Source organism: Vibrio sp. TRT 21S02 (assembly GCF_050113675.1).
Classification (GTDB): Bacteria; Pseudomonadota; Gammaproteobacteria; order Enterobacterales; family Vibrionaceae; genus Vibrio.
Genome location: NZ_JBNJOI010000002.1, coordinates 247,554 through 267,869, shown reverse-complemented (window position 1 = coordinate 267,869; position 20,316 = coordinate 247,554). Strand labels below are relative to the sequence as shown.

Sequence of the window (20,316 nt, the reverse complement as noted above, 5' to 3'; positions counted from 1 at the left end):
CTAAATAGGCGCTTTTGTTATCTATATTACTTAATTAAACGTTGGCTTCTTTTAATTCTGGCTGCTCGTGATGTTTTGCGCTTTCAAGCATTTTACGAATGATGAAGGAGCAAACCAATGCGATGGCGACCATAACAACTGCCAGTACAGTGAGTAATTGGAAATAGTCGCCATAAACTGTTTGAACGACTTCCTGAGTAACTTGTTGGCCTTTTTCTAAAGCGATAGACGTAGAGAATACCGCGCCAACAATGCCGCTCAATGCCATAGCCACAGAGAACAGGCTTACTGAAAAGTTCTCAATGTGCTTTGGTGCAACAGATAAGATAAATGCAACCACCAAACTACCAACAATGACTTCAGCGAAGGCTTGGAAGAAGTGAATCAATAAGAAAACTTCAGGCAAAATGATAGCTTCTTCGCCGACATTGGTTACTGCCATGGTTAGTATGCCGAAAGCGATGGCGGTAAAGATAAATGCGAAGCCGATTTTTGTTGCAGTTGAAAAGTTAATACCGCGCTTTTCTAAAGATGAAAATACAAACGCAATTACAGGACCGGCAACGATGCACCAAAGCGGGTTCATCGCCATCGATGCTTCTGGTGCAATTGGAATGATCCCGAACAGATCACCACGCATTGTGTTGATGGTCACCATGGTCATCGAAGTCATCATCTGGCCGTAATACACAAAGAAACACGTTGTTAGCACTGTCATGATTAAAATCGTACCCATCTTTAGTGCTTGAGCTTTTTCGGACTTAAGCATCAGGGAGATGAAGTAAAGAATAGCGGCTGCACCAATGGCGTAGACGATATTTTTTCCGATATTCATGTTCGAGAACATAAAGAACACCAGACCGATCATTGCGGCGGATAGAACAAGGAATGAAGCCCAATTTTTGGCACCAACAGGCTGCTTATCAATATCAGCACCGATGTTTACTAGTGGTTTGTTAAAGAAGACAAGAGTGAAAAATGCCAGTCCTGCCATGATTGCTGATAAGCCGAAACTACCATTAAATCCGATAGCTAGTACAAACATCGGGAACAAGTATTGGCCTAGCAGCGCACCAATGTTGTTAACCGAATAGTTAACTGGATAGCCATTTTCAAAGTCCTCTTCGGTCTTAAAAGTGCGCTTGTACAAACTTGGGTAGGAAGGGGACATTAATCCGCGGGCGTAGCTCGCTAATGCGATACCAACCAAGCTCATTGGGACGTTTGTTGATGAAGCGCCCAACACTAAGAGTGTATAGCCTGTAGCAAAGGTACCGTAAGCAATAGTCAAAGAGCGATAAGCACCCAAAAATTTATCGGCGATAAAGCCTCCAGCGATTGCGAATAAGGGACCAATCGAAGAGAAAGCTCCGACAACCATCATGGTATCAGCTTCCGTGTAGCCAAGATCTTCCAGAAAAAAGCGAGTTAATATGACCATCACACCGTAGAAGGAAAGTCCAAACATGGCCTGACAGAACATCATAGATTTATTGAGTTTATTCCACATAAATATCTCTCAATTTGTTTTGATTTAGTTATACATACTAAAAATAATATAATTATTGGTATGTAATATTTTGGCGTGATTATCGCAGAATTCGATTTTGATGCACGATTTATTCTAATCTGAAGCTTTATTTTTCTAATGGGATTGATCGAAACCGTTTGCAACGAGTAGAAGAGAATAAAAAAGGAGGCAAACGCCTCCTTAAGTCTGGTGAGTTGATCCTACTCGCAAGGAGGACCCTGGTGGATAACAGCAAGTCCGCCTAATGACGTCTCGCGGTACTTTTTGTTCATGTCTTTCCCTGTTTGGTACATGGTTTCAATCACCTTATCCAACGATATTAGACATTTACTTGTTCGTTTTAATGCCATCCTAGAAGCGTTAATTGCTTTCATTGCTCCCATGGCATTTCGCTCTATACATGGCACTTGAACGAGCCCCCCGATTGGGTCGCATGTCATGCCTAGAGAGTGCTCCATTGCAATTTCTGCTGCGATGCAAACTTGTTCATTGCTCCCTCCTCGAAGCGCAGTAAGGCCAGCGGCAGCCATGGATGACGAGACACCAACTTCACCTTGGCAACCCACTTCAGCACCAGAGATTGATGCATTGGTTTTGTATAAAATGCCAATCGCACCAGCGACAGCAAGGAAATCCTTCAGTTGTTTTGTATCGAGTTCTTTAATAAACCTATGGTAATACATCAATACGGCAGGGATCACGCCAGCTGCGCCGTTGGTCGGCGATGTCACCACCTGTCCACCAGCCGCGTTTTCTTCACTTACGGCAAAGGCAAATAGGTTTATCCAATCCATAATTTCCATCGGATCGTTTTCGATGGCGGCGTTTGCTTCCAGTTTTTTAAGTAAATTAGGGGCACGCCTTGTCACATTAAGTCCACCTTCAAGAATACCTTCGGTCTCAAACCCTCTCTGCATGCACAGAGACATCACTCTCCAAATTTTATCGGCTTTTCTGTCGATTTCATCTTGATGTTGGAATACCGCCTCGTTTTGCAAAATCATGCCACCAAGGCTAAAGCCATGCTCTTCAGCTTGCTGTAACATTTGTTCTGCTGAGCGAAAAGGATAGGGGACGTCGACAGTGGTGCCAGACACATCATTTTCAAGTTCTTTCGCTGTTGCGATAAAGCCACCGCCTACAGAATAGTAGGTTTCAAATGCGAGTTGGCTACCAAGGTGGTCATAGGCAGTGATGGTCATGCCATTTTCATGTAATGGAAGATTATCACTGTGAAATAGCAGATCGCTTTCTTCAACAAAGTCGACGGTGTGCGCGCCAGCGAGAGGCAGTTTTTTGTCCGTAATTACAGAATGTAGTGCTTGTTTGGCGCTTGTCATTTTTATTGAGTCGGGTTTGTTGCCCAATAAGCCAAGAATAACCGCTCTGTCTGTATGGTGCCCTTTACCTGTTAAGGAAAGAGAGCCGTATAAATCGACTTGAATGCGATAGACTTTTGAGAGGGTTTCACTTAATAATTGCGTAAACTGATAGCCAGCAAGCATAGGGCCATTTGTGTGTGAGCTCGAAGGGCCTACACCAATTTTGAAAATGTCGAAAATAGAGAGCATAACTACATCCTTTTATCTGATCATTTGCCCTGATTTAGTTGAGATTTAGCAACTGGCATCATTCTTACAAAATAAAACCACTTCCAATAAAAAGTATAAACCTTAGTGGAATTTCTGTATTTAACAAATAATTAACCTTTTAACCAGCTTTTCTTGTTCAATACGCTAGCAGCTGGTTGATTTAAAGAGTGAAGGTAAGCACTTTTATGGAATTTGATCACGTCGTTTTGGTATTAGGGAAGCGTCTGGTGAATAATAAATTGACTAGGGAAGGAAAAGCTCGTGTGGAGTCCGTTTTTGAACATATACATGGGCACCTAGCAAACCAACCACTGATTATTTTTTGCGGTGGTCAATGGAATGGGCAGGTTGTCAGTGAAGCCCTTGCAATGAAAGACTACTTCGACACGCTATGTAGGTTAAACAAGCTAAGTTTTCCGAGTAATAAGCTCTGGGTTGAAGAGCGATCGACCAATACCATTCAAAACTTTCGCAATGCGGCAAACCTACTCATTACTCAAATAGACGTTTCTCCCTCACGTATGATTGAAGTCAAGTTAGCTTCAAGTGACTATCATGTTGAACGTATCTTAGAGATTCAGTCTCTAATGAAGCAACAAGGTTTGCTTAGTGTGTTTGCTGAGATGTGTAGTAAGAAATCGATAAGTGTGAATGTCTCACCGGATGTAAGAAATCATATCTTGGCGAATTATCCGTATAGTATCGAAGAGAGTGGCCTGTTTCTTCACATAGAAAAGTTGACGACTTACCGAGTCTTTTTAGAAGGGCTTATCCATTCTTCGCATGGCCACAAGGGACCAGATATTGAAAATAACGTGCGACAAGCCGTCGATAGCAGTATTGGTTTATTGAGGGAAAAGAAGTATGAGAGTGAATATGGATCAGAATTCCAAGCTCTGTTAATGGTTTTCGATAACACAGGGTCGAAAACACCTTTAAGCGAAGTCAAAGGTGGATTGAAGCTTTTTCACCACACTTTGACTACGTTAAATCGGAGATTAGATCCTGAAAGCAGAAGGTTGGAATCAGTTAGCACTTCTTGATTGCACGACGGGCTTTCATAGCGCTAAGGGCGATGAGGCAGTAACAAAGCAGTTCGATACCTTCTTCTGAGATATTTTTAACGTCGCGGATGTAATGATCTTGCATTACGCCACTCCAAAAACTTCCCATGCCGTATAACCGTGAAAAGACCAGTAATAAAACAACGCCACCAACAAGCATGTTCATAAATGGAGCTCTAAGAATTGCTGCCATTTCATTGATGGTTCGCTGACCACCGGTGTAGGCATAGTAAATTGCCGCACTGGCTGTAATTAGAGCGGGAACGACCCAAAAGCCATGGTAAACGTGATCTAGCCATTCATCCATTTCTCTGATCATAAGAACAGCAAAAAAACCTGCGATGAGTAAGGCTGCATGTGATACTGCTTTTTGAGTACGGGCTATATTCACAAATGTCACGGCTGTAATACCAAGCATAATCAACTGAATGGTTTCAGTGACGGAAATTTGTCCGTGAGATAACTGAAAGTAAAGATAATCAGCTCGAATGGCTATATTTACCAAGATACTGATCGCAACAATGATGAGTGCGTTCAGGGAGAATTTGTAGAGTGTTTTTTTGCTCGTAGCGGTTACCGACTCGGAGGTGACGGTAAGGTCGTCACATTGCTTGTCACTCAGGGACTGAATGTTAGATTTCATAGCGTTTGACCCAGTGTAGTTGTTTCCAAGTTGGTTAATCCGTTAAGCCAACAAATGAGATCTACGCCACATTATTTACGAGAAATGTAATATTTATGTCAGGTGAGTGTCAGGAGATAAAACAAAAGGGGCGTTGCCCCTTTGTCGTAGCAAAAACCTAATGTGTGATTATTGCTCAGTTTGTTCTTCTTGCTTGTGGTTATTACGATAATATTCCCACTGTTCGATTTTGTCGTCTTCAGAAAATACACAATACGTTGTACGTTCATTGTTTTCTGTTACGGTCTCAAGTTCACCGCCTTGCTGCACACAGTAAACCGCGGCAGGGTTAGCCATCGAGGTGTAATCTTTTACTTCGTACTCATCTGGTTCATTTGCGCAACCTGCCAAAACTGTTACTGCCCCTACTGCTGCAAACAGAAAAGCTTTTTTCATTTTAAATCTCCGACTTAGCTCAATTAGTAGCATAAGAATTATAGAAGAATGGTGAAAAAACATTGTCTTAAGTTTGTTAAAAGATCGATGCTGACTAAAATTAGAACTAAGGGTTAGTGCTATTGATTGAAAGCGCAGAAAAATCTTAAACAAAAAGATGAGATGAGCCATCTGCCATTAGAGTTGAATGGCGAACAGCAAAGGGTGTATAGCATGTCAGAAAAGAAATTTCGTCTGGTTACTCGCAGCGATTTTGACGGTCTCGTTTGCGCAGTATTGTTGAAGCAACTTGATTTGATAGAGGATATCAAGTTTGTACACCCCAAGGATATGCAAGATGGAAAAATAGAAATCACCTCAAATGACATTGTCACCAATCTCCCATACGTTCCTCAGGCCTATATGGTTTTTGATCACCACTTATCAGAATTACTTCGTAATAAAGAGGGCCATAAAAACCATATTATCGATCCTGACGCGCCTTCTGCTGCGCGTGTTGTATGGGAATACTATGGTGGTACTGACACATTCCCTGCCGATTGGCATGAAATGATGGAAGCGGTTGATAAGGGAGATTCCGCACAGTTCAACCGTGATGAAGTGCTCGATTCAACGGGATGGAATTTACTCAATTTCTTAATGGATGCCAGAACAGGCTTAGGACGTTTTCGTGAATTCCGTATTTCTAATTACAGCTTGATGATGGATTTAATTGATTATTGTAAAAACCATACCATTGAGGAAATTCTGCAACTGCCCGATGTCAAAGAGCGGATCGAATTGTATCGCGAGCACGAGAACAAATTTAAAGATCAAATTCTGCGCTGCGGTACAGTTTACGATAACTTGGTGGTACTGGATCTTACCGGGGAAGAGGTTATTTTTGCAGGCAATCGCTTTATTATTTATGCCTTATTTCCTCAGTGTAATATTTCCATTCATAAGATCTGGGGCTTTCAAAAGCAGAATATTGTCTTCGCTACAGGGAAATCAATTTTTGACCGTAGTTCTCGGACCAATGTTGGCGAACTGATGTTGAAATTTGGCGGAGGAGGTCACAAAGCAGCAGGAACCTGCCAAATCGCAACAGATAATGCAGATGAAGTGCTTGCGGCGCTAATTTCACAAATTAATTCTGATGGTTAACAAGATTCCGGAAGAAACTAACCATATATGAAAAAAGAGCCCCTGGTCTCAGGGGCTCTTTTTATAGTGGCATCACACGGTTTCGTCCAAGCTCTTTGGCTTCGTAGAGGAGTTTATCTGCTCTATCCACAAGGTCGTTGGCAGAGTCTCCCGGTTGGAGCTCAGAAACGCCAAAACTGGCCGTGATATTGCCGACCTGTTGTCCGGTTCTACGATCTTTTATCGATAGCTTCTCAATGGTTCGACGAAGAGAGTCTGCAAACTGGCGGGCAATACGCAGGGATTTATTTGGAACTATGATTGCGAACTCTTCACCACCATAACGATAAGCAGTGGCGCCTTCGCGACAGCTAAGTTGTAACCGCTTCGCTATTCCCTTGATCACCGCATCGCCAAATAAGTGACCATAATTATCGTTATATGACTTGAAATGGTCTATATCGAGAAGAATCAGGCTGACCTTTCGTTCTGCTGCGCAGAGGGTGAATAAGTCGTCATCAAAAGCTCTTCGATTATATAAGCTAGACAAGCTGTCGAATAACGCATCTTTTTGGACTTCTGCTAACTGCTCTTTTAGGCGTGATATCTCATCACTTGCCGTCGTCAGTTGATTGTTGAGAAAACGAGTTGAGTGTCGAATATCGCGTGACTCTGAGACAAGCTGGCGAACCACCGCCATGACTTCGTCGATCGACATCCCTTCGTCTTCAACCCGCTCTAAGCTGGTGAAACTCTTATCGATCATTTCAGAAAATTGGCATGTATCCGTGAGGGTATCATTCATAGAGCTTGAAACTTCGCCAAGTAGGATTTCTAAGTTTGCTCTAAGATCGCTGATGTCAGTTTCTGAGCGGCTAGCGATGTGGTTAAGGTAGAGTTGTTTGGAGGTCGCAGGAGGGCAAAGACCGTAATCTTCGATAACGGCGTCCATCTCTTTATTTAGTTTAGGAATGACGTTGTCCACGTAGGTATACCAAAGCGCGTAGTTTGCGGGCGTGGCTGCTACGTGGTTTTTCATCATTAGTGGGACGGCTTTCTTTAGGTTAGCTGTCGATTTTTTAAAGTCGTCGTCTGTCATGAAGTTCGTTTTTAAAGCTCAGTCAACGTTAATTATCTTTAAGATTAGCGGATATTGGCTTTTGTTGCTCCATAAAAAGTCGAATTTCTTAACTAATGTATTAATTTTTTAAACTGAGCGCACATATCTTAGTCACTATTGGCTAATAAATAATCTTTCTATATTTATTAAGGAGTTAGACAATAATGATATTTCAGAAAAATGTGTATTAAGCCGTAGTAGTTTTGCGCATTTTGATGACCGCAATAAGCTGAGGTGTTAAAGACATCAAAATCATGGCCAGCATTAACGCATATTGGTGGCTGCTGTATGACTCGTTTAATAACACCAGACCAAACACAATTCCGGCGATTGGATTAGCAATACCGCCAAATGTAAAATCGACCACAGACATTCGTTGTAATAACCATACGTACAAGCCATAACCTAACGCTGTGTTAAGAAGAATGACCCACCCAAGGCCAAGTGCATTCAATTGGTTAAAACTGTGCCATGTATTGATGTACTGTTCTGGTGAAATAAAGGCTTGCACTGTGCTAACGCAGGCGAGTATTGCTCCACCAAAGATCAATTGCCATGTTAGAACCTTCCACCAATGCAACTTGCTTCCTAAAGATTTAGTGATTGTGCTCCCCACGATAATGCACATGATTGCTGCAAGCATAGCGATCAACCCAAACACACTTAATGTCATGGATGCTGGATTAAATAATGTATAAGCAAGAGCGATAAGGGCTAGGCCGCTCAACCCTTGGATCAGATTTGGTGTCTGCTTGCTGTATAACCAGTGAAATAGCATCGCAAATACGGGGACAGAAACCATACCAACACCCGAGACGGCAGAAGGTAGAGTCATGGCCATAACAAATATCAAACTGAAAAATAGTGCAATGTTTACGGCCCCAAGGACAAACAAGATCTTGAGTTCCGATTTTTTTGGTAACGTCGGCTTTAACATGAGTAATAACAAGCCAGCAGGAAGTGCACGCAACGCGCCAAGTAGTATAGGAGGCCACTCTGGAAGTGTGAACTTCGTAACAGCGTATGTACTACCCCAGAAGAAAGCGGGAATCATGGCTAAAAGTATATTCATATAAAGTATCTTTATATTGAGATAATAGCTGTAATGTAATTGCTATGTTGTTCGGTGTAAAGTATCTTTACGTCAAAATATATTGCTGATTGTATTTAGAGAACGAAATGGATGCGATAGAAAAAGTGACAAATCAGTGGGCATTAGAAAAGCCTGAGTTAGAGACTGAACCCATGGCAATCATGGGTAGGATGATGCGGTTAGCAAAGCATCTTGAAGGAGAGGTTTCAGAGCTTCATCGTCAATATGACCTCAAAATGGGGGAATTTGATGTATTAGCGACATTAAGGAGAAGTGGTGAACCTTATGCGCTGACGCCTTCTGAATTATTGTCTTCTTTAATGCTTACATCAGGAGCGATGACTAATCGACTCGACAAGTTAGAAGCTAAGGGTTTGATCGCAAGACAACATAGCCAAGAAGACCGCAGAAGCGTCACTGTTGCTCTAACTGAAAAGGGCTTTACATTAGTCGATTCTTTAATTTGTGAACATGTGGCAAAGCAACAAGAATTGGTCAGAAGTTTGAATGGAGTTCAGCGAACGGAACTCAACAAGCTGTTAAAATATTGGTTAGCTCAATTTGAAGGATAAGGTACATAAGTATGGATATAGCCCAACTAGAGTCACATCTAAATACCTATACAGCTGCTGAAGGAAGTTATCCATTTGGTCCAGAAGCGCTGGTCTTTAAAGTAAAAGATAAGATGTTTGCCATATTGGCGGAAAGAGAAGGGCGGCAATACGTCACGGTTAAAGGCCAACCAGAAGACAATGAAATCATGGCTTCTCAGTTCGCTGATATCACTCCTGGGTACCATACCAATAAACGACACTGGATCACGATTTATTTTGGTGGTGACGTTGAAGATAGCCTTGTTTATGAATTGTGTGAGCGATCTTATAAGCTAGTAGCCAGTAAACTGAAAAAAGCGGACCGTTGTGAACTTGGCTTGTAGAATTAATAGAGCGCAGAACTAAGGTTTTAAAAAGCCGCCAAATAAAGGCGGCTTGTGTATTCTTAGGAAACAGATCAGCTGACTGTCCAGCTGATAGTTTCACCAGCTCGGATTGGAACAACGATATCTTGACCAAAAGGCATGGTTTCAGGAACTGACCAAGTCTCTTTGGTCAATGTTACAGTGTCTGAGTTTCTTGGTACGCCATAAAAATCAGGTCCATTATGGCTAGCAAACGCTTCTAGGTGCTCAAGTTTACCTTCTTGCTCAAATACTTCTGCATAAAGCTCTAGTGCCGCATGAGCAGTATATGACCCCGCGCACCCACATGCTGCTTCTTTCATTCCTTTTGCGTGTGGTGCTGAATCTGTCCCTAAGAAGAATTTTTTGCTTCCACTTGTCGCGGCTTCAACCAGAGCTTTTTGATGCGTGTTGCGCTTCAAAATTGGTAAGCAGTAAAAATGAGGTTTGATCCCGCCCACGAGCATATGGTTACGGTTGTACATCAGGTGGTGAGCAGTAATGGTTGCTGCTATATTCTCATTTGCATTCTTTACGAATTCTGCAGCGTCGGCTGTGGTGATGTGTTCAAGTACGATTTTAAGATTAGGAAAATCGTTTACGATAGGGGCAAGTACGTTATCTAAGAAAGCTTTCTCACGGTCAAAGATATCAACATCGTGTGTGGTCACTTCACCATGAACCAGCAGAAGCATACCGACTTCCTGCATTGCTTCTAATACGTGATAGATGTTTTTTGCGGAGGTCACACCTGAATCAGAGTTCGTTGTTGCTCCCGCTGGGTAGAGTTTCGCAGCCACTACTCTCCCGGAAGCTTTTGCTTTGCGAATTTCATCTGGAGATGTGTTATCGGTCAGGTAAAGCGCCATTAAAGGTTCAAACTGAGTCGACGGCTTCTCGGCCATAATACGTTCGCGGTAGGCAAGGGCCATTTCTGTGGTGGTAACAGGTGGGACGGTGTTTGGCATGATAAGCGCGCGGCCATTATATCGGCTGATGTCGCGAACAGTGTCTGTCAGTACATCGCCATCGCGTAGGTGAACGTGCCAGTCGTCAGGACGAGTAATCGTAAGTTGTGTCATTAAATGCTCCCACCATGAGTAATTTGCTGATTGGAGCCTAAGCAGAGCGAAAACTGTTAACGCAAACGCTTACGCTTAGGCGACAGGATGATAGAGCAAACGCTTTTATATTTCATCCCTTTTTTCTGATTAATCAATCAGGAGCATTTAAGAATCTACTTGTTAAGCGTTAGCCACAGTGCGTGGATCATACCTGGAACAAAGAAGAACAGTGTTAAAACTAAGTTGATGATGAAGTCTTTACCAAGACCTTTGTCGATGAACACTGCTAAAGGTGGAAGAAGCACACATAGAATGATCATGATTAGTTTATTCATTAGATTTACCTCAATAATCGAGTCAATAGTTTGTTGTCATTATTTTGACGCACAGTATGGGCTTTTCATCACATATATTCAAACTTATAAAGTAAACAAATTGTCAATTCTTAGGATTATGAATGGATTACATTCGTTTATGTAAGGTTGCTTATGTAACAATGATGCCAGTATCATCACGCAACGATAACAATAATTAGGAAGAAAAATGTCGGCACCAGCACTTTCCCAAATCAATGTCTTTCCGGTTAAATCCGTTGGAGGGCTTTCTGTTTCGTCATCATGGGTAGAAAAGCAAGGTTTGGCTTTTGATCGCCGCTTTATGTTAGCGCTTGCGGACGGATCAATGGTGACCGCACGTAAATATCCGCAAATGGTGACGGTAAACTCATGCCTAGTTGCAGACGGGTTGAGGTTTACAGCTCAAAATCATCCCTCCCTTCATGTGCGATACCAAGATTTAAAAATGCAGGAAGCACCAGCGCAGGTGTGGAATGATAACTTCACTGCTTATACCACCACAGATGAAGCGGATGATTGGTTTAGTCGAATCATAGGACAAAGAGTCGAACTGCTGTTTTGCGGAGAACAGTCAAATCGTCATCGAGACAAATTAGGTCACAACGTCACTTTTGCCGATGGTTACCCTGTGTTGGTGATCTCAGAAGCTTCCTTAGAAGAGTTGAATCGACGTAGTACAGAAAAACATACTATGGATCAATTTAGAACCAACCTGGTCGTTAAGGGGACGGGGGCATTTGAAGAAGACAGTTGGAAACGCATACGCATTGGTGAGGTCGAGTTTGAGTCTGTTAAACCGTGTGAACGATGCATTTTAACCACAGTGGATGTTGAAACAGGTAAATTCAGAGAGAGCAAAGAACCATTAAGCACACTTTCTCAGTTCCGTGCGAATGATAGAGGGGGCGTCTTTTTTGGACAAAACCTTGTGGCACTAAATGAAGGCATGATCAAGGCCGGTGACAGCGTAGAAGTGATAGAGTTTAAAGAAAAGGAATATTATCCCGATACTTCGCCTAAGAAGCTCACAATGACTTGTGTTGAACGTGAGGAAATTGCGCGGGATTTCAATACGTTTTGGCTTGAACCTGAACATGATGAAATGCCTCATTATCTTCCGGGACAACATCTACCTATTGAAGTTGTTATTGATGGTCAAACGGTTGCTCGCCGTTATACTTTGTCTTCCAGTCCTTCTCGGCCAGGACGACTTGCTATATCAGTTAAACGAGTTGATGGTGGACGTGTTTCGAATTGGATCAATGATCATTTAGCTGTGGGTGACGTACTGACGACTGAAACACCGGATGGTAGCTTCCATCTCACTGAATCTCATAATCAACCTTTACTATTGTTATCTGCGGGAAGTGGTGTGACACCGATGATGTCGATGCTACGTTACTTAGCTGATCATAACCAAATCGATGATGTTGTCTTCTATCATCAGTGTCGTTCAGTTGAAGATATTCCTTGTCGAAATGAACTAGAATCGCTTCAACAACAGCATCCCGGACTGAAACTTTTTATCTCGTTAACACAGGCTCCAATCGACTGGTTCGGATTAAAGGGCCGTTTGAGCCTATCACACATCAAACAAATTAAAGGGTTAGAGAAGAGACAAGTATTTGTTTGTGGCCCAGATGGTTTTATGCAGAAAGCAAAAAAATTACTGCTTAAAAAAGGTTTGCCAGAAGAGCAATACCATCAAGAAGCGTTCGGAGTGGGGCAAGTAACAGTCCAACCTTTAAAAGAGGTGAGCATTAGTATTAATGGCGCTACATTTATTGGTAATAATCAGACGTCGCTGCTCGAACAGGCAGAGCTGAATGGGGTTGCCATTGCTAACAGTTGCCGCGCAGGCTTATGTGGGGTGTGTAAAGTCGTTGTTGAGTCGGGAAAAGTTCACCAGCCAGATGTTCCTGCATTGCAAGATCACGAGCGTAACAGTGGTGTTGCATTGGCTTGTTGTTGTGTACCTGAAACAGATATTGATGTGACTAGTTGAATAAACGGCAGCGGTTTTTTATAAGGCTCGTCAATGACGGGCCTTTTATTTTTCCAAAAATAAAGCCTTCCGCATTAGCGTGAAGGCTTTACATGTGGCATTTGTATTATTTGCTTTTGAGTGGTTATGCCGGGCCAACTGACGGTTAGTTATACGTCAGGTGTTAATGATAAACCAAACAGTAGTCACATATAACTGTCCGATCGAACAGGTTTTTTATCTCAGGCTTGATACAATAAGTTACTTCTCCTTTTAACCAATAGGAGAAGTCAATATGTCTATTTCTGTACATGCAAATAACTTTATCAATATCTCACAGTCAGATTTTCACGCTTTGTTGTCACTTCGGTACAAAGTCTTTGCCCAACGATTAAATTGGGATGTAGAAACGGAGTCCGAGTTAGAGCGTGATGAATACGATGTCGATAAAGCAAGCTACATCTATATCAAAGGTGATGGGGGACAGGTGATCGGCTGTTGGCGCGTTTTGCCTACAACGACCCGGTACATGCTAAAAAATACGTTTTCTGTATTGCTTGGGGAGCAGCAAGCCCCAAAAGGTAAACGTATATTTGAGTTGAGTCGCTTCGCCGTTGATAAAGATCATTCGAAACAACTTGGAGGCGTTAGTAATGTGACAATGACTATGTTCCAAGCTCTTTATCGTTACGCCAAGCAAAACGATATTGAGTCGTATGTAACAGTGACCTCAGTGGCGATTGAAAAACTGATCACGCGAATGGGGATTCCGAACCAACGTATAGGTGATCAACAAGTCCATGTTCTTGGTGATACACGCTCAGTAGCGCTTCATATCCCAATGAATCGTACATACCGAGACAGTGTTGGTTTACAGAGTTAAAGCTGAGGATCGATGTAACCACCAAGAATCGCTTTTGTGATGGCTTGATAGCGATTGGTAGCGCCTAGTTTTTGGCAGGCATTGCTGATGTGGAATTTAGCTGTACGTTCTGAGCAACCCAAAATTGTTGCGATTTCCCAGGCACTTTTGCCTTCTGCGGCCCATGATAAGCATTGAATCTCACGGTTTGTTAATGCAACGCTGGGCTTGAGATGGTCAATGGTTTGAGTAATACGTTCTATATTTTGGGTGATCAAGGGAACCACAAGTTGGGAGAGCACTAGGTTATCATTATTGGCAGTAAATGACTTAGTGTCTGAGGTGGCAAAACTAAGCATTCCAAATTCACCTTTTAAACCGTGGATTGGAATGCTTATTCCGGCTTTCAAACCGCTAATTCGAGCTTCTTCGAACAACACTTTTCCAGAATTGTCTCTTTCGCGAATGCTATCCCAGAACACAGGAAGGGCATTATTCATGCTGTATTTGACGATAGGGTCAATATACATGAACCCAGCTTCGTCATATTGTTTGCGCCATTCGTTTGGGTAGTTATCTATGATAATCGTCCGGCCTTCTTTGAGCATTGGATCAAGAGATAACCCGAGTAGGAAAAACTCGTTTTCCAGAATATGGTTCAGTTTGCTCAGAACCGTCTCTAGTTCTTCAGCAGTATTGACCACTTTATGCTCTTCAATAAGTCGGAGGATTTCTTTCATTCGTGATAATGGCCGTGTGACATACGGCACTTATATCAGAATACTCAAAGAAATAGCAAATAAAATCATATATTTGGTCAGGTTATGCAATTTCAGGAATAGAGATGCTTTTATTTCGACCTGCACGTTTCGCCTTGTACAATGCACGGTCTGAGCGTCGATAAACGTCAAAAAAGTCAGTATCTGTATCGTAAATCTCAGTAATTCCGCAACTGATGCTAAAACGTGCTTCGTCGGCAAAAAAAGAAATAGAATTAAATGCAATACGTAGACGTTCGGCAACTTTAAAAGCGTGATCTAATGTGGTGTGATGGAGTACGACAAGAAATTCTTCGCCGCCAATCCGCCCACAAGCGTCTCGCTGACGAATATGCTGTTTTGCTAAATCAGCAAGTGCTTTTATCACCCTGTCTCCATTATCGTGACCATAGGTGTCGTTAACCCGCTTAAAATTATCGATATCGATTGAAATACAGCAAAGGGGATATTGGTTGGTTTTGGAAATATCAAATTCGGCAGAAAACGTCCGCCACATTTTCCGTCGATTGTAGAGTTGGGTTAGATCGTCAGTATGAGCAAGCTCATTGAGTTGTTCTCGTAGCATGACCATGTCTGTTATATCGACCGACACACCAATAAGCCCGATAGCTTCTCCGGAGCTACTGCAAATAATTGGACTTTTAATTGCACGATAGACGGTGACTTTACCGTCTGCCTTAGCCTTAGTGTGCTCCTCATTGACAAAGGTCTCTTTTGTTTCATAGACCATACGATCACTGTAGAGAATATCCTCAATTAGCTCAGCTTCGAAAAAATCATGATCGGTTTTGCCAATGAGCTCTTCGAGCGAAGTATCGAAGAGCTTTAGAGTTAATTGATTTGCATACAAATATTCGCCATTCACATTTTTGACAAATACATAGGAGCCTATTTGATTTAGAACGAACTCATGCAACGTGAACTGGTTATTCACGTAGATATCTTCTATGTGCTCTAATGTAAGCATTTGACCTCCTCATAATGGGGTGAGGTCTAGCCAGACGTTGATATTTTTCTATTTATACCAATAGTTATAGCTCACAACGTCTGGAAAGTGGTGCGACAGATTAAACATGATTAATGTTTTTGACGGTAGATGTGACACGGTTGGAGATTTTGATCTGTGACAGTATCACACCTGTGATCACCATCAACCCACCAAATAGATGATAACTATGGACTGTCTCACCTAACAATGTGGCGGCGAGTGTTACCGCAACAACGGGTAATAAATTCATGAACATCGCACTGGAGTCTGCACCAATCACGTCAATTGCTTTAACCCACATCCAAGGGGCAAGTACTGATGCAGCAAGCGATGCATAAGCGATTAATGGTAGAGACGACTTTGTCGGTAACAACTGATCGCTGCTAAGCCAAAGTGGAGTAAGCATCGCTACAGCAAAAAGCCCTTGCATGTAGATCAATGTCCAGTTTGAAAGTGGCATTTTCCAGCGCTTCAATAGAACGCAATACGCCGCGTATACAGAAGCTGCAATCACCATTAAACCGTCACCTTGCGTGATTTCTTGATTGAGGAAAAATGCCGGGTCACCTTTACCCAGCATGTAAGCCAAGCCAGCAAGAGAAAGAATACCGCCGACGACACTCAGTGGAGATATCGGTTTTCCGAGTAATGGTAAGCTTAAAAATACACTCAAAAGAGGGACCAATGAGGTAATCAGCGACATATTGGAAGCGGTAGTTGTTAAGCCAGCGTAATAACCTAGCGACTGGTTTAACACCATCCCCAACATTGCGAGGAAAGCGAGTTTACTAAGGTACGGTTTAATTGTTGGCCAGTTCTTGATCACTTTTGGCAAGCAAAAAGGCGTCAGCACCGCCATAGCTACAGCCCAACGATAGAAGCTCATTGCGCTGGGTTCAATGGCCGATGCGGCAAGTTTGTTCACGATAGAGTTACCACCCCAAATGAAAACGGTGAGTAAAGGAAGAAAATAAATCATGTGAGCCCTATCGCATTATGTGTGCTGGAATATAGTGTCTCAGGTCTGTATTATTGCAGATATCTCCATTAAGACATTGTGCGCGATAGGAAGACAAAGTTTGAGGAAGTTAGCAAAACACGTGCATCCTTCTTTATCAATTGATAAGGCACCATCGGATGTATTTATGAATTTTGAAGCCTTTTTGTCCAATACAGAGACGAGGGTGCATAGCCATCCTTGGGGACAAGTTCAGTTGATTAGCGGTGGGATACTGGAAATGGAAGCAGAAGGAACGCGATTTTTAGCACCGCCTCATTTAGCGATATGGGTACCTGCTGGTGTAATGCACACGAGTTTTAACCGTAAACCGCTCTCTTATTGTTCTTTGAATATCGCGCATCATCTAACAGAGCAGTTTCCTGATCGAACAAGCTTAATTAATGTCACGCCAATTGTTTCAGCGATTATTGATGATTTTCGTCAACGACAAGTCAATGTTGCTGAAACGGAACAAGACAGCCGTTTAATTCAAGTGTTGCTTGATCAAATTGCAACTCGCGACACGCAACATCACTTCTTACCCACCACAGATAATAAATACCTGACTTCAATACTGGCGTCTGTAGAGGAAAACCCGACGGATAATACGAGCTTAGGGGAGTGGGCTGAGCGGGTTCATACTACAGAAAGAACCTTGGCCAGACACTGCCAAAGTGAGCTAGGAATGAGTTTTACAGAGTGGCGGCTTCGCGTACGTTATCTCTATTCAATGGAGCTATTACGTAAAGGGCACTCGGTCAAAGAAGTCGCGTTAACATTGGGTTATAACCAAGCTAGCCCATTTATTGCGATGTTTAAAAAATACTCCGGGCAAACCCCGGAGCAATACAAAAATAAATTACTGTAGTTGGCTTATTACGAAATCTAAGCCACCAATGATCGCAGCAACCTGCGCGTCATTGCATTCTTCGTCAGTGACTTTATCACTGTCTGGATATACTTCAGTTGTGGTACCAAATTGGCAATTTGTTACACCACCACATAGTCCGAGCTTCTTCATCGGGTAATTGATGACGCCCGTTTGCACAACGGTAGACCCGATGATCTCACCATGTTCATCTGCAGGAGCAATGTGAGTGACTTTGCTGACGGACGCAATAACAGCTGCCTGAAACTCTGGCACTGGTTTTTCGCTGTCGCCAACGGTGTAAAACCCATCCGGTATCATTCCCTCGATGTATTTAATGCCATCACGTGCTGCTAGCGCTGGACGAAATTCAGATTCGTCAGTATCGGTTGTTTCGTGTAAATCAAAATGCACCAAGACTTCTAGCTCAAGATTTGCAACTAGTGTCATTAGATTTGCCGATTCTTCCGCTGGAGAGTTCGCGTAGAATGAACGGTTTGGATCAATAGCCAGTGGATTCCAGCGGTTAATCGTTTCATAACCCCAAGGGCTGACGCAGGGGGCAACAACAAAGTTAAAATGTGATGTGTAGTTTTCCATGTGCTGCTGGGCAAATTTTAATGCGCCGTGAACACCACTGGTTTCGTACCCGTGTACACCACCGGTGATCAGTACAGTTGGTTTGTTGTTATCCCATTGACGGCTTTTGATGCAATACAGTGGAAAACGTTGTGGGTTATAACTTAGCGAGCCGTACTGCTCGATATCAAACTTGTCCGATAATGCTTGTATCTTTGAAACAACTTCTTCTTGATACTCACGCTTTACAACAGTCTGGTTACGCCAAGCTGTGCGTTCTTCATCCCCCCATTTTTCGCCTGGGGTACCAATTGGGTATGAATATGAGCTTTGCATTATGTGGCCTTTCGTTGTTGCTTTACTTAGAGTGAGAGCATATACGTAACATTAGGTAAGCGGTAGGTAGGATCTGCTAATGTGAGACTTTTCTGACTGATTTTTTTCCTCATTCTTGAGTATTGAGATGGGTTTAGTGCCATTTCCTTAGAATTCGTTGGTGATTCATAATGCTGGTGTTACATTTGTTTACACTAACGATAACTAGAAGAGAATAATTCATGGCTGGTGCAAGTTTATTAACATTATTGGACGATATCGCAACAGTATTAGACGATGTTGCGTTAATGTCGAAAGTCGCCGCTAAAAAGACAGCAGGCGTGCTAGGGGATGATTTGGCCCTTAATGCTCAACAAGTTTCCGGTGTGGCAGCAGAACGCGAAATTCCAGTTGTTTGGAGCGTTGCTAAAGGCTCTTTTCGAAATAAGTTGATTTTGGTGCCAGCGGCATTGCTGATCAGTTCGATTGCTCCTTGGTTAATCATGCCATTACTACTGTTGGGTGGTTTGTTCCTCTGCTTTGAAGGTGCAGAAAAAATCTTAGAGAAGCTGTTTCATCATGATCACGAAGAGAAAAGTGAATCAGTGCCAACGAACCTCTCGATCGACGAATACGAGAAAAACAAGATATCTGGTGCAATTCGCACGGATTTCATTTTATCTGCAGAAATCATTGTTATAGCGCTTGGTACTGTACAAGGGCAGTCAATGACAACACAGATCATTGTGGTTAGTTTAATCGCTACGTTGATGACTATTGGTGTATATGGTCTTGTCGCAGGGATTGTTAAATTAGATGATTTAGGCTTCTTTCTTGAAAGAAAGGCCAAAGGGCAAGGGGTGAGTGCCGCTATTGGTCGTGGATTGATTTCGTTTGCCCCTAAGTTAATGAAGGGCTTAACCATTGTCGGCACTGCTGCAATGTTTCTTGTTGGTGGCGGGATTGTTGTGCATAGCATCCCCGCAGTCCATCACTTAATCGAGCCAATTATTATGGACTTACCTAACATCTCTTTAGCGACCGCAGTTGTACCTACCTTGTTAAATGGTGTTGTAGGGCTCGTGGCAGGGCTACTTGTCGTTGGTGTTGTTTCCGTGTTTGGTAAATTAAAAGGAGCCTTTTCTTAATCTCCTCTTTCATCGTTTTGTTTGGTTATTTCAGTTAAAGCTTGAACGAGCACATCGGTGTTTTGTGCACCAGAGATTAAGTGTTTCCGATTAATAATAATGGCTGGAACAGCGTTAATACCTGCTTCCAGCCATTGTCTTTCCGTTGAAGCTACCGTATCACTCCAGCCACTATCGTAAAGAACTTTTGACGCTATTTCTCGGTCAAGATCAACAGACTCAACTAAGTTCAGCAGCACTTCATCATTGTTGATATCAAGCCCATCGGTAAAGTAGGCGTGAAACAAGGCCAGCTCCAGTTCAAACTGTTCAGTTTCTCCTTTTGCCCACATTAATAGCTGATGAGCTTTTCGGGTGTTGTAAATCCGCATGTCTTCACTGAAGTTAAATTCGAATCCGAGCTCTTTCCCTAATTGAGTTAACGTTTCACGAGCTGATTGGCTTGCTTCTATCGGTGTACCGTATTTTTCAGCCAAATGTTCTCTGAGGTTTTGTCCTTCGCTCTTCATTGCTGGATTTAACTCAAATGGGTGCCAATGTAACTCAGCTTCGATCGTTTCGGATAACTGCATGAGTGCAAGCTCTAGTCGTTTATAACCAATAATGCACCATGGACACACCACGTCTGAAACAATATCAATTCGTACTTTTGGCATAGTCATATCCTTATCGCGGAAATCGTAACCACTTTGTCACTTCTTTAAGCCATTGGCTAGTTATAAGTATAGCTGGCTCTGTTTTATGCAACAGGATGGGCGACTTATCAACGCGTTAACCTCCCAACCTTAAAAAGTGTCTAAGCATGAATGCTT

The 20,316-nt window shown here is 42.5% G+C and carries 21 protein-coding genes; 8 read left to right on the top strand and 13 right to left on the bottom strand.

The genetic code is table 11. The annotated features are described in order from the left end of the window. Positions 1 to 34: 34 nt before the first annotated feature. Both ACQEXU_RS03365 and ACQEXU_RS03360 read right to left on the bottom strand, forming a co-directional pair. A complete protein-coding gene (locus ACQEXU_RS03365; RefSeq protein WP_427009677.1) occupies positions 35 to 1,510 on the bottom strand; it encodes a peptide MFS transporter in 1,476 nt (491 codons plus the stop codon). Between the two features lie 221 nt (positions 1,511 to 1,731). After that, on the bottom strand, positions 1,732 to 3,102 hold the full coding sequence (locus tag ACQEXU_RS03360) for an L-serine ammonia-lyase (protein WP_427009676.1): 1,371 nt from the start codon (positions 3,100 to 3,102) through the stop codon (positions 1,732 to 1,734). A 206-nt stretch (positions 3,103 to 3,308) separates the two neighbouring features. Here ACQEXU_RS03360 and ACQEXU_RS03355 point away from each other — a divergent pair, with 206 nt between their 5' ends. After that, positions 3,309 to 4,166, top strand: a complete 858-nt coding sequence (locus tag ACQEXU_RS03355) for a YdcF family protein (RefSeq protein WP_427009675.1) — start codon at positions 3,309 to 3,311, stop codon at positions 4,164 to 4,166. Here ACQEXU_RS03355 and ACQEXU_RS03350 read toward each other — a convergent pair. After that, positions 4,153 to 4,830 carry a hypothetical protein gene (locus ACQEXU_RS03350; protein ID WP_427009674.1) on the bottom strand — a complete coding sequence of 226 codons (678 nt, stop codon included), beginning with the start codon at positions 4,828 to 4,830 and terminating at the stop codon, positions 4,153 to 4,155. The two genes, ACQEXU_RS03355 and ACQEXU_RS03350, sit on opposite strands and share 14 nt — an antisense overlap. 168 nt (positions 4,831 to 4,998) lie before the next feature. Then, positions 4,999 to 5,265, bottom strand: coding sequence for a putative hemolysin (locus tag ACQEXU_RS03345; RefSeq protein ID WP_427009673.1), 267 nt, complete (start codon positions 5,263 to 5,265; stop codon positions 4,999 to 5,001). Positions 5,266 to 5,478: 213 nt separating this feature from the next. Between ACQEXU_RS03345 and ACQEXU_RS03340 the strand changes: the two genes are divergently transcribed. Next, the gene (locus ACQEXU_RS03340; RefSeq protein WP_427009805.1) at positions 5,479 to 6,411 is read left to right on the top strand and encodes an exopolyphosphatase; all 933 of its coding nucleotides are present in this window, start codon (positions 5,479 to 5,481) and stop codon (positions 6,409 to 6,411) included. Positions 6,412 to 6,472: 61 nt separating this feature from the next. Here the strand turns inward: ACQEXU_RS03340 and ACQEXU_RS03335 are convergent, their stop codons facing one another. Then, positions 6,473 to 7,489, bottom strand: a complete 1,017-nt coding sequence (locus ACQEXU_RS03335) for a GGDEF domain-containing protein (RefSeq protein ID WP_367989700.1) — start codon at positions 7,487 to 7,489, stop codon at positions 6,473 to 6,475. A 208-nt stretch (positions 7,490 to 7,697) separates the two neighbouring features. Beyond that, on the bottom strand, positions 7,698 to 8,582 hold the full coding sequence (locus ACQEXU_RS03330) for a DMT family transporter (RefSeq protein WP_427009672.1): 885 nt from the start codon (positions 8,580 to 8,582) through the stop codon (positions 7,698 to 7,700). A 107-nt stretch (positions 8,583 to 8,689) separates the two neighbouring features. On the opposite strand from ACQEXU_RS03330, the gene ACQEXU_RS03325 reads away from it, so the two are divergent. Then, positions 8,690 to 9,175 (top strand): MarR family winged helix-turn-helix transcriptional regulator, encoded by a 486-nt coding sequence (locus ACQEXU_RS03325; protein WP_427009671.1) that lies wholly within the window; start codon positions 8,690 to 8,692, stop codon positions 9,173 to 9,175. A gap of 11 nt (positions 9,176 to 9,186) precedes the next feature. Further along, entirely contained in the window at positions 9,187 to 9,540 is a 354-nt protein-coding gene (locus tag ACQEXU_RS03320; protein ID WP_427009670.1) for an MmcQ/YjbR family DNA-binding protein, read from the top strand. A gap of 74 nt (positions 9,541 to 9,614) precedes the next feature. On the opposite strand, the gene pyrC is transcribed toward ACQEXU_RS03320, so the two are convergent. Then, positions 9,615 to 10,643, bottom strand: a complete 1,029-nt coding sequence (pyrC, locus tag ACQEXU_RS03315; RefSeq protein ID WP_427009669.1) for a dihydroorotase — start codon at positions 10,641 to 10,643, stop codon at positions 9,615 to 9,617. A 155-nt stretch (positions 10,644 to 10,798) separates the two neighbouring features. Then, positions 10,799 to 10,960 carry a YqaE/Pmp3 family membrane protein gene (locus tag ACQEXU_RS03310; RefSeq protein WP_367989705.1) on the bottom strand — a complete coding sequence of 54 codons (162 nt, stop codon included), beginning with the start codon at positions 10,958 to 10,960 and terminating at the stop codon, positions 10,799 to 10,801. Positions 10,961 to 11,168: 208 nt separating this feature from the next. Between ACQEXU_RS03310 and ACQEXU_RS03305 the strand changes: the two genes are divergently transcribed. Continuing rightward, positions 11,169 to 12,986: an MOSC N-terminal beta barrel domain-containing protein gene (locus ACQEXU_RS03305; protein ID WP_427009668.1), complete on the top strand. Its 1,818-nt coding sequence runs from the start codon at positions 11,169 to 11,171 to the stop codon at positions 12,984 to 12,986. Between the two features lie 274 nt (positions 12,987 to 13,260). After that, positions 13,261 to 13,848 carry an acyl-homoserine-lactone synthase gene (locus tag ACQEXU_RS03300; protein WP_427009667.1) on the top strand — a complete coding sequence of 196 codons (588 nt, stop codon included), beginning with the start codon at positions 13,261 to 13,263 and terminating at the stop codon, positions 13,846 to 13,848. Here the strand turns inward: ACQEXU_RS03300 and ACQEXU_RS03295 are convergent. The 3 genes from ACQEXU_RS03295 to ACQEXU_RS03285 all read right to left on the bottom strand — a co-directional run bounded on the left by ACQEXU_RS03295 (position 13,845) and on the right by ACQEXU_RS03285 (position 16,573). Continuing rightward, positions 13,845 to 14,567 (bottom strand): helix-turn-helix transcriptional regulator, encoded by a 723-nt coding sequence (locus ACQEXU_RS03295; RefSeq protein WP_367989708.1) that lies wholly within the window; start codon positions 14,565 to 14,567, stop codon positions 13,845 to 13,847. The genes ACQEXU_RS03300 and ACQEXU_RS03295 overlap by 4 nt on opposite strands. A gap of 82 nt (positions 14,568 to 14,649) precedes the next feature. Continuing rightward, on the bottom strand, positions 14,650 to 15,573 hold the full coding sequence (locus tag ACQEXU_RS03290; protein WP_427009666.1) for a sensor domain-containing diguanylate cyclase: 924 nt from the start codon (positions 15,571 to 15,573) through the stop codon (positions 14,650 to 14,652). A 100-nt stretch (positions 15,574 to 15,673) separates the two neighbouring features. After that, positions 15,674 to 16,573: a DMT family transporter gene (locus ACQEXU_RS03285; protein WP_367989710.1), complete on the bottom strand. Its 900-nt coding sequence runs from the start codon at positions 16,571 to 16,573 to the stop codon at positions 15,674 to 15,676. 100 nt (positions 16,574 to 16,673) lie between these two features. Here ACQEXU_RS03285 and ACQEXU_RS03280 point away from each other — a divergent pair, with 100 nt between their 5' ends. Further along, positions 16,674 to 17,462 carry an AraC family transcriptional regulator gene (locus ACQEXU_RS03280; protein ID WP_367989711.1) on the top strand — a complete coding sequence of 263 codons (789 nt, stop codon included), beginning with the start codon at positions 16,674 to 16,676 and terminating at the stop codon, positions 17,460 to 17,462. Here ACQEXU_RS03280 and ACQEXU_RS03275 read toward each other — a convergent pair. Next, positions 17,454 to 18,377: a M14 family metallopeptidase gene (locus ACQEXU_RS03275; protein ID WP_427009665.1), complete on the bottom strand. Its 924-nt coding sequence runs from the start codon at positions 18,375 to 18,377 to the stop codon at positions 17,454 to 17,456. The two genes, ACQEXU_RS03280 and ACQEXU_RS03275, sit on opposite strands and share 9 nt — an antisense overlap. 221 nt (positions 18,378 to 18,598) lie before the next feature. On the opposite strand from ACQEXU_RS03275, the gene ACQEXU_RS03270 reads away from it, so the two are divergent. Continuing rightward, a complete protein-coding gene (locus tag ACQEXU_RS03270) occupies positions 18,599 to 19,504 on the top strand; it encodes a DUF808 domain-containing protein (protein WP_427009664.1) in 906 nt (301 codons plus the stop codon). Here ACQEXU_RS03270 and ACQEXU_RS03265 read toward each other — a convergent pair. After that, a complete protein-coding gene (locus ACQEXU_RS03265; protein WP_427009663.1) occupies positions 19,501 to 20,160 on the bottom strand; it encodes a DsbA family oxidoreductase in 660 nt (219 codons plus the stop codon). The genes ACQEXU_RS03270 and ACQEXU_RS03265 overlap by 4 nt on opposite strands. Positions 20,161 to 20,316 lie beyond the last annotated feature (156 nt).

Bases quoted from the DNA above. Each gene is read 5' to 3' on its own strand.
- ACQEXU_RS03365 (WP_427009677.1), bottom strand. From the start codon at position 1,510: ATGTGGAATAAACTCAATAAATCTATGATGTTCTGTCAGGCCATGTTT.
- ACQEXU_RS03355 (WP_427009675.1), top strand. From the start codon at position 3,309: ATGGAATTTGATCACGTCGTTTTGGTATTAGGGAAGCGTCTGGTGAAT.
- ACQEXU_RS03265 (WP_427009663.1), bottom strand. From the start codon at position 20,160: ATGCCAAAAGTACGAATTGATATTGTTTCAGACGTGGTGTGTCCATGG.
- ACQEXU_RS03325 (WP_427009671.1), top strand. From the start codon at position 8,690: ATGGATGCGATAGAAAAAGTGACAAATCAGTGGGCATTAGAAAAGCCT.
- ACQEXU_RS03290 (WP_427009666.1), bottom strand. From the start codon at position 15,573: ATGCTTACATTAGAGCACATAGAAGATATCTACGTGAATAACCAGTTC.
- ACQEXU_RS03310 (WP_367989705.1), bottom strand. From the start codon at position 10,960: ATGAATAAACTAATCATGATCATTCTATGTGTGCTTCTTCCACCTTTA.
- ACQEXU_RS03295 (WP_367989708.1), bottom strand. From the start codon at position 14,567: ATGAAAGAAATCCTCCGACTTATTGAAGAGCATAAAGTGGTCAATACT.
- ACQEXU_RS03330 (WP_427009672.1), bottom strand. From the start codon at position 8,582: ATGAATATACTTTTAGCCATGATTCCCGCTTTCTTCTGGGGTAGTACA.
- ACQEXU_RS03320 (WP_427009670.1), top strand. From the start codon at position 9,187: ATGGATATAGCCCAACTAGAGTCACATCTAAATACCTATACAGCTGCT.
- ACQEXU_RS03360 (WP_427009676.1), bottom strand. From the start codon at position 3,102: ATGCTCTCTATTTTCGACATTTTCAAAATTGGTGTAGGCCCTTCGAGC.
- ACQEXU_RS03285 (WP_367989710.1), bottom strand. From the start codon at position 16,573: ATGATTTATTTTCTTCCTTTACTCACCGTTTTCATTTGGGGTGGTAAC.
- ACQEXU_RS03275 (WP_427009665.1), bottom strand. From the start codon at position 18,377: ATGCAAAGCTCATATTCATACCCAATTGGTACCCCAGGCGAAAAATGG.
- ACQEXU_RS03350 (WP_427009674.1), bottom strand. From the start codon at position 4,830: ATGAAATCTAACATTCAGTCCCTGAGTGACAAGCAATGTGACGACCTT.
- pyrC (WP_427009669.1), bottom strand. From the start codon at position 10,643: ATGACACAACTTACGATTACTCGTCCTGACGACTGGCACGTTCACCTA.
- ACQEXU_RS03300 (WP_427009667.1), top strand. From the start codon at position 13,261: ATGTCTATTTCTGTACATGCAAATAACTTTATCAATATCTCACAGTCA.
- ACQEXU_RS03270 (WP_427009664.1), top strand. From the start codon at position 18,599: ATGGCTGGTGCAAGTTTATTAACATTATTGGACGATATCGCAACAGTA.
- ACQEXU_RS03335 (WP_367989700.1), bottom strand. From the start codon at position 7,489: ATGACAGACGACGACTTTAAAAAATCGACAGCTAACCTAAAGAAAGCC.
- ACQEXU_RS03305 (WP_427009668.1), top strand. From the start codon at position 11,169: ATGTCGGCACCAGCACTTTCCCAAATCAATGTCTTTCCGGTTAAATCC.
- ACQEXU_RS03340 (WP_427009805.1), top strand. From the start codon at position 5,479: ATGTCAGAAAAGAAATTTCGTCTGGTTACTCGCAGCGATTTTGACGGT.
- ACQEXU_RS03345 (WP_427009673.1), bottom strand. From the start codon at position 5,265: ATGAAAAAAGCTTTTCTGTTTGCAGCAGTAGGGGCAGTAACAGTTTTG.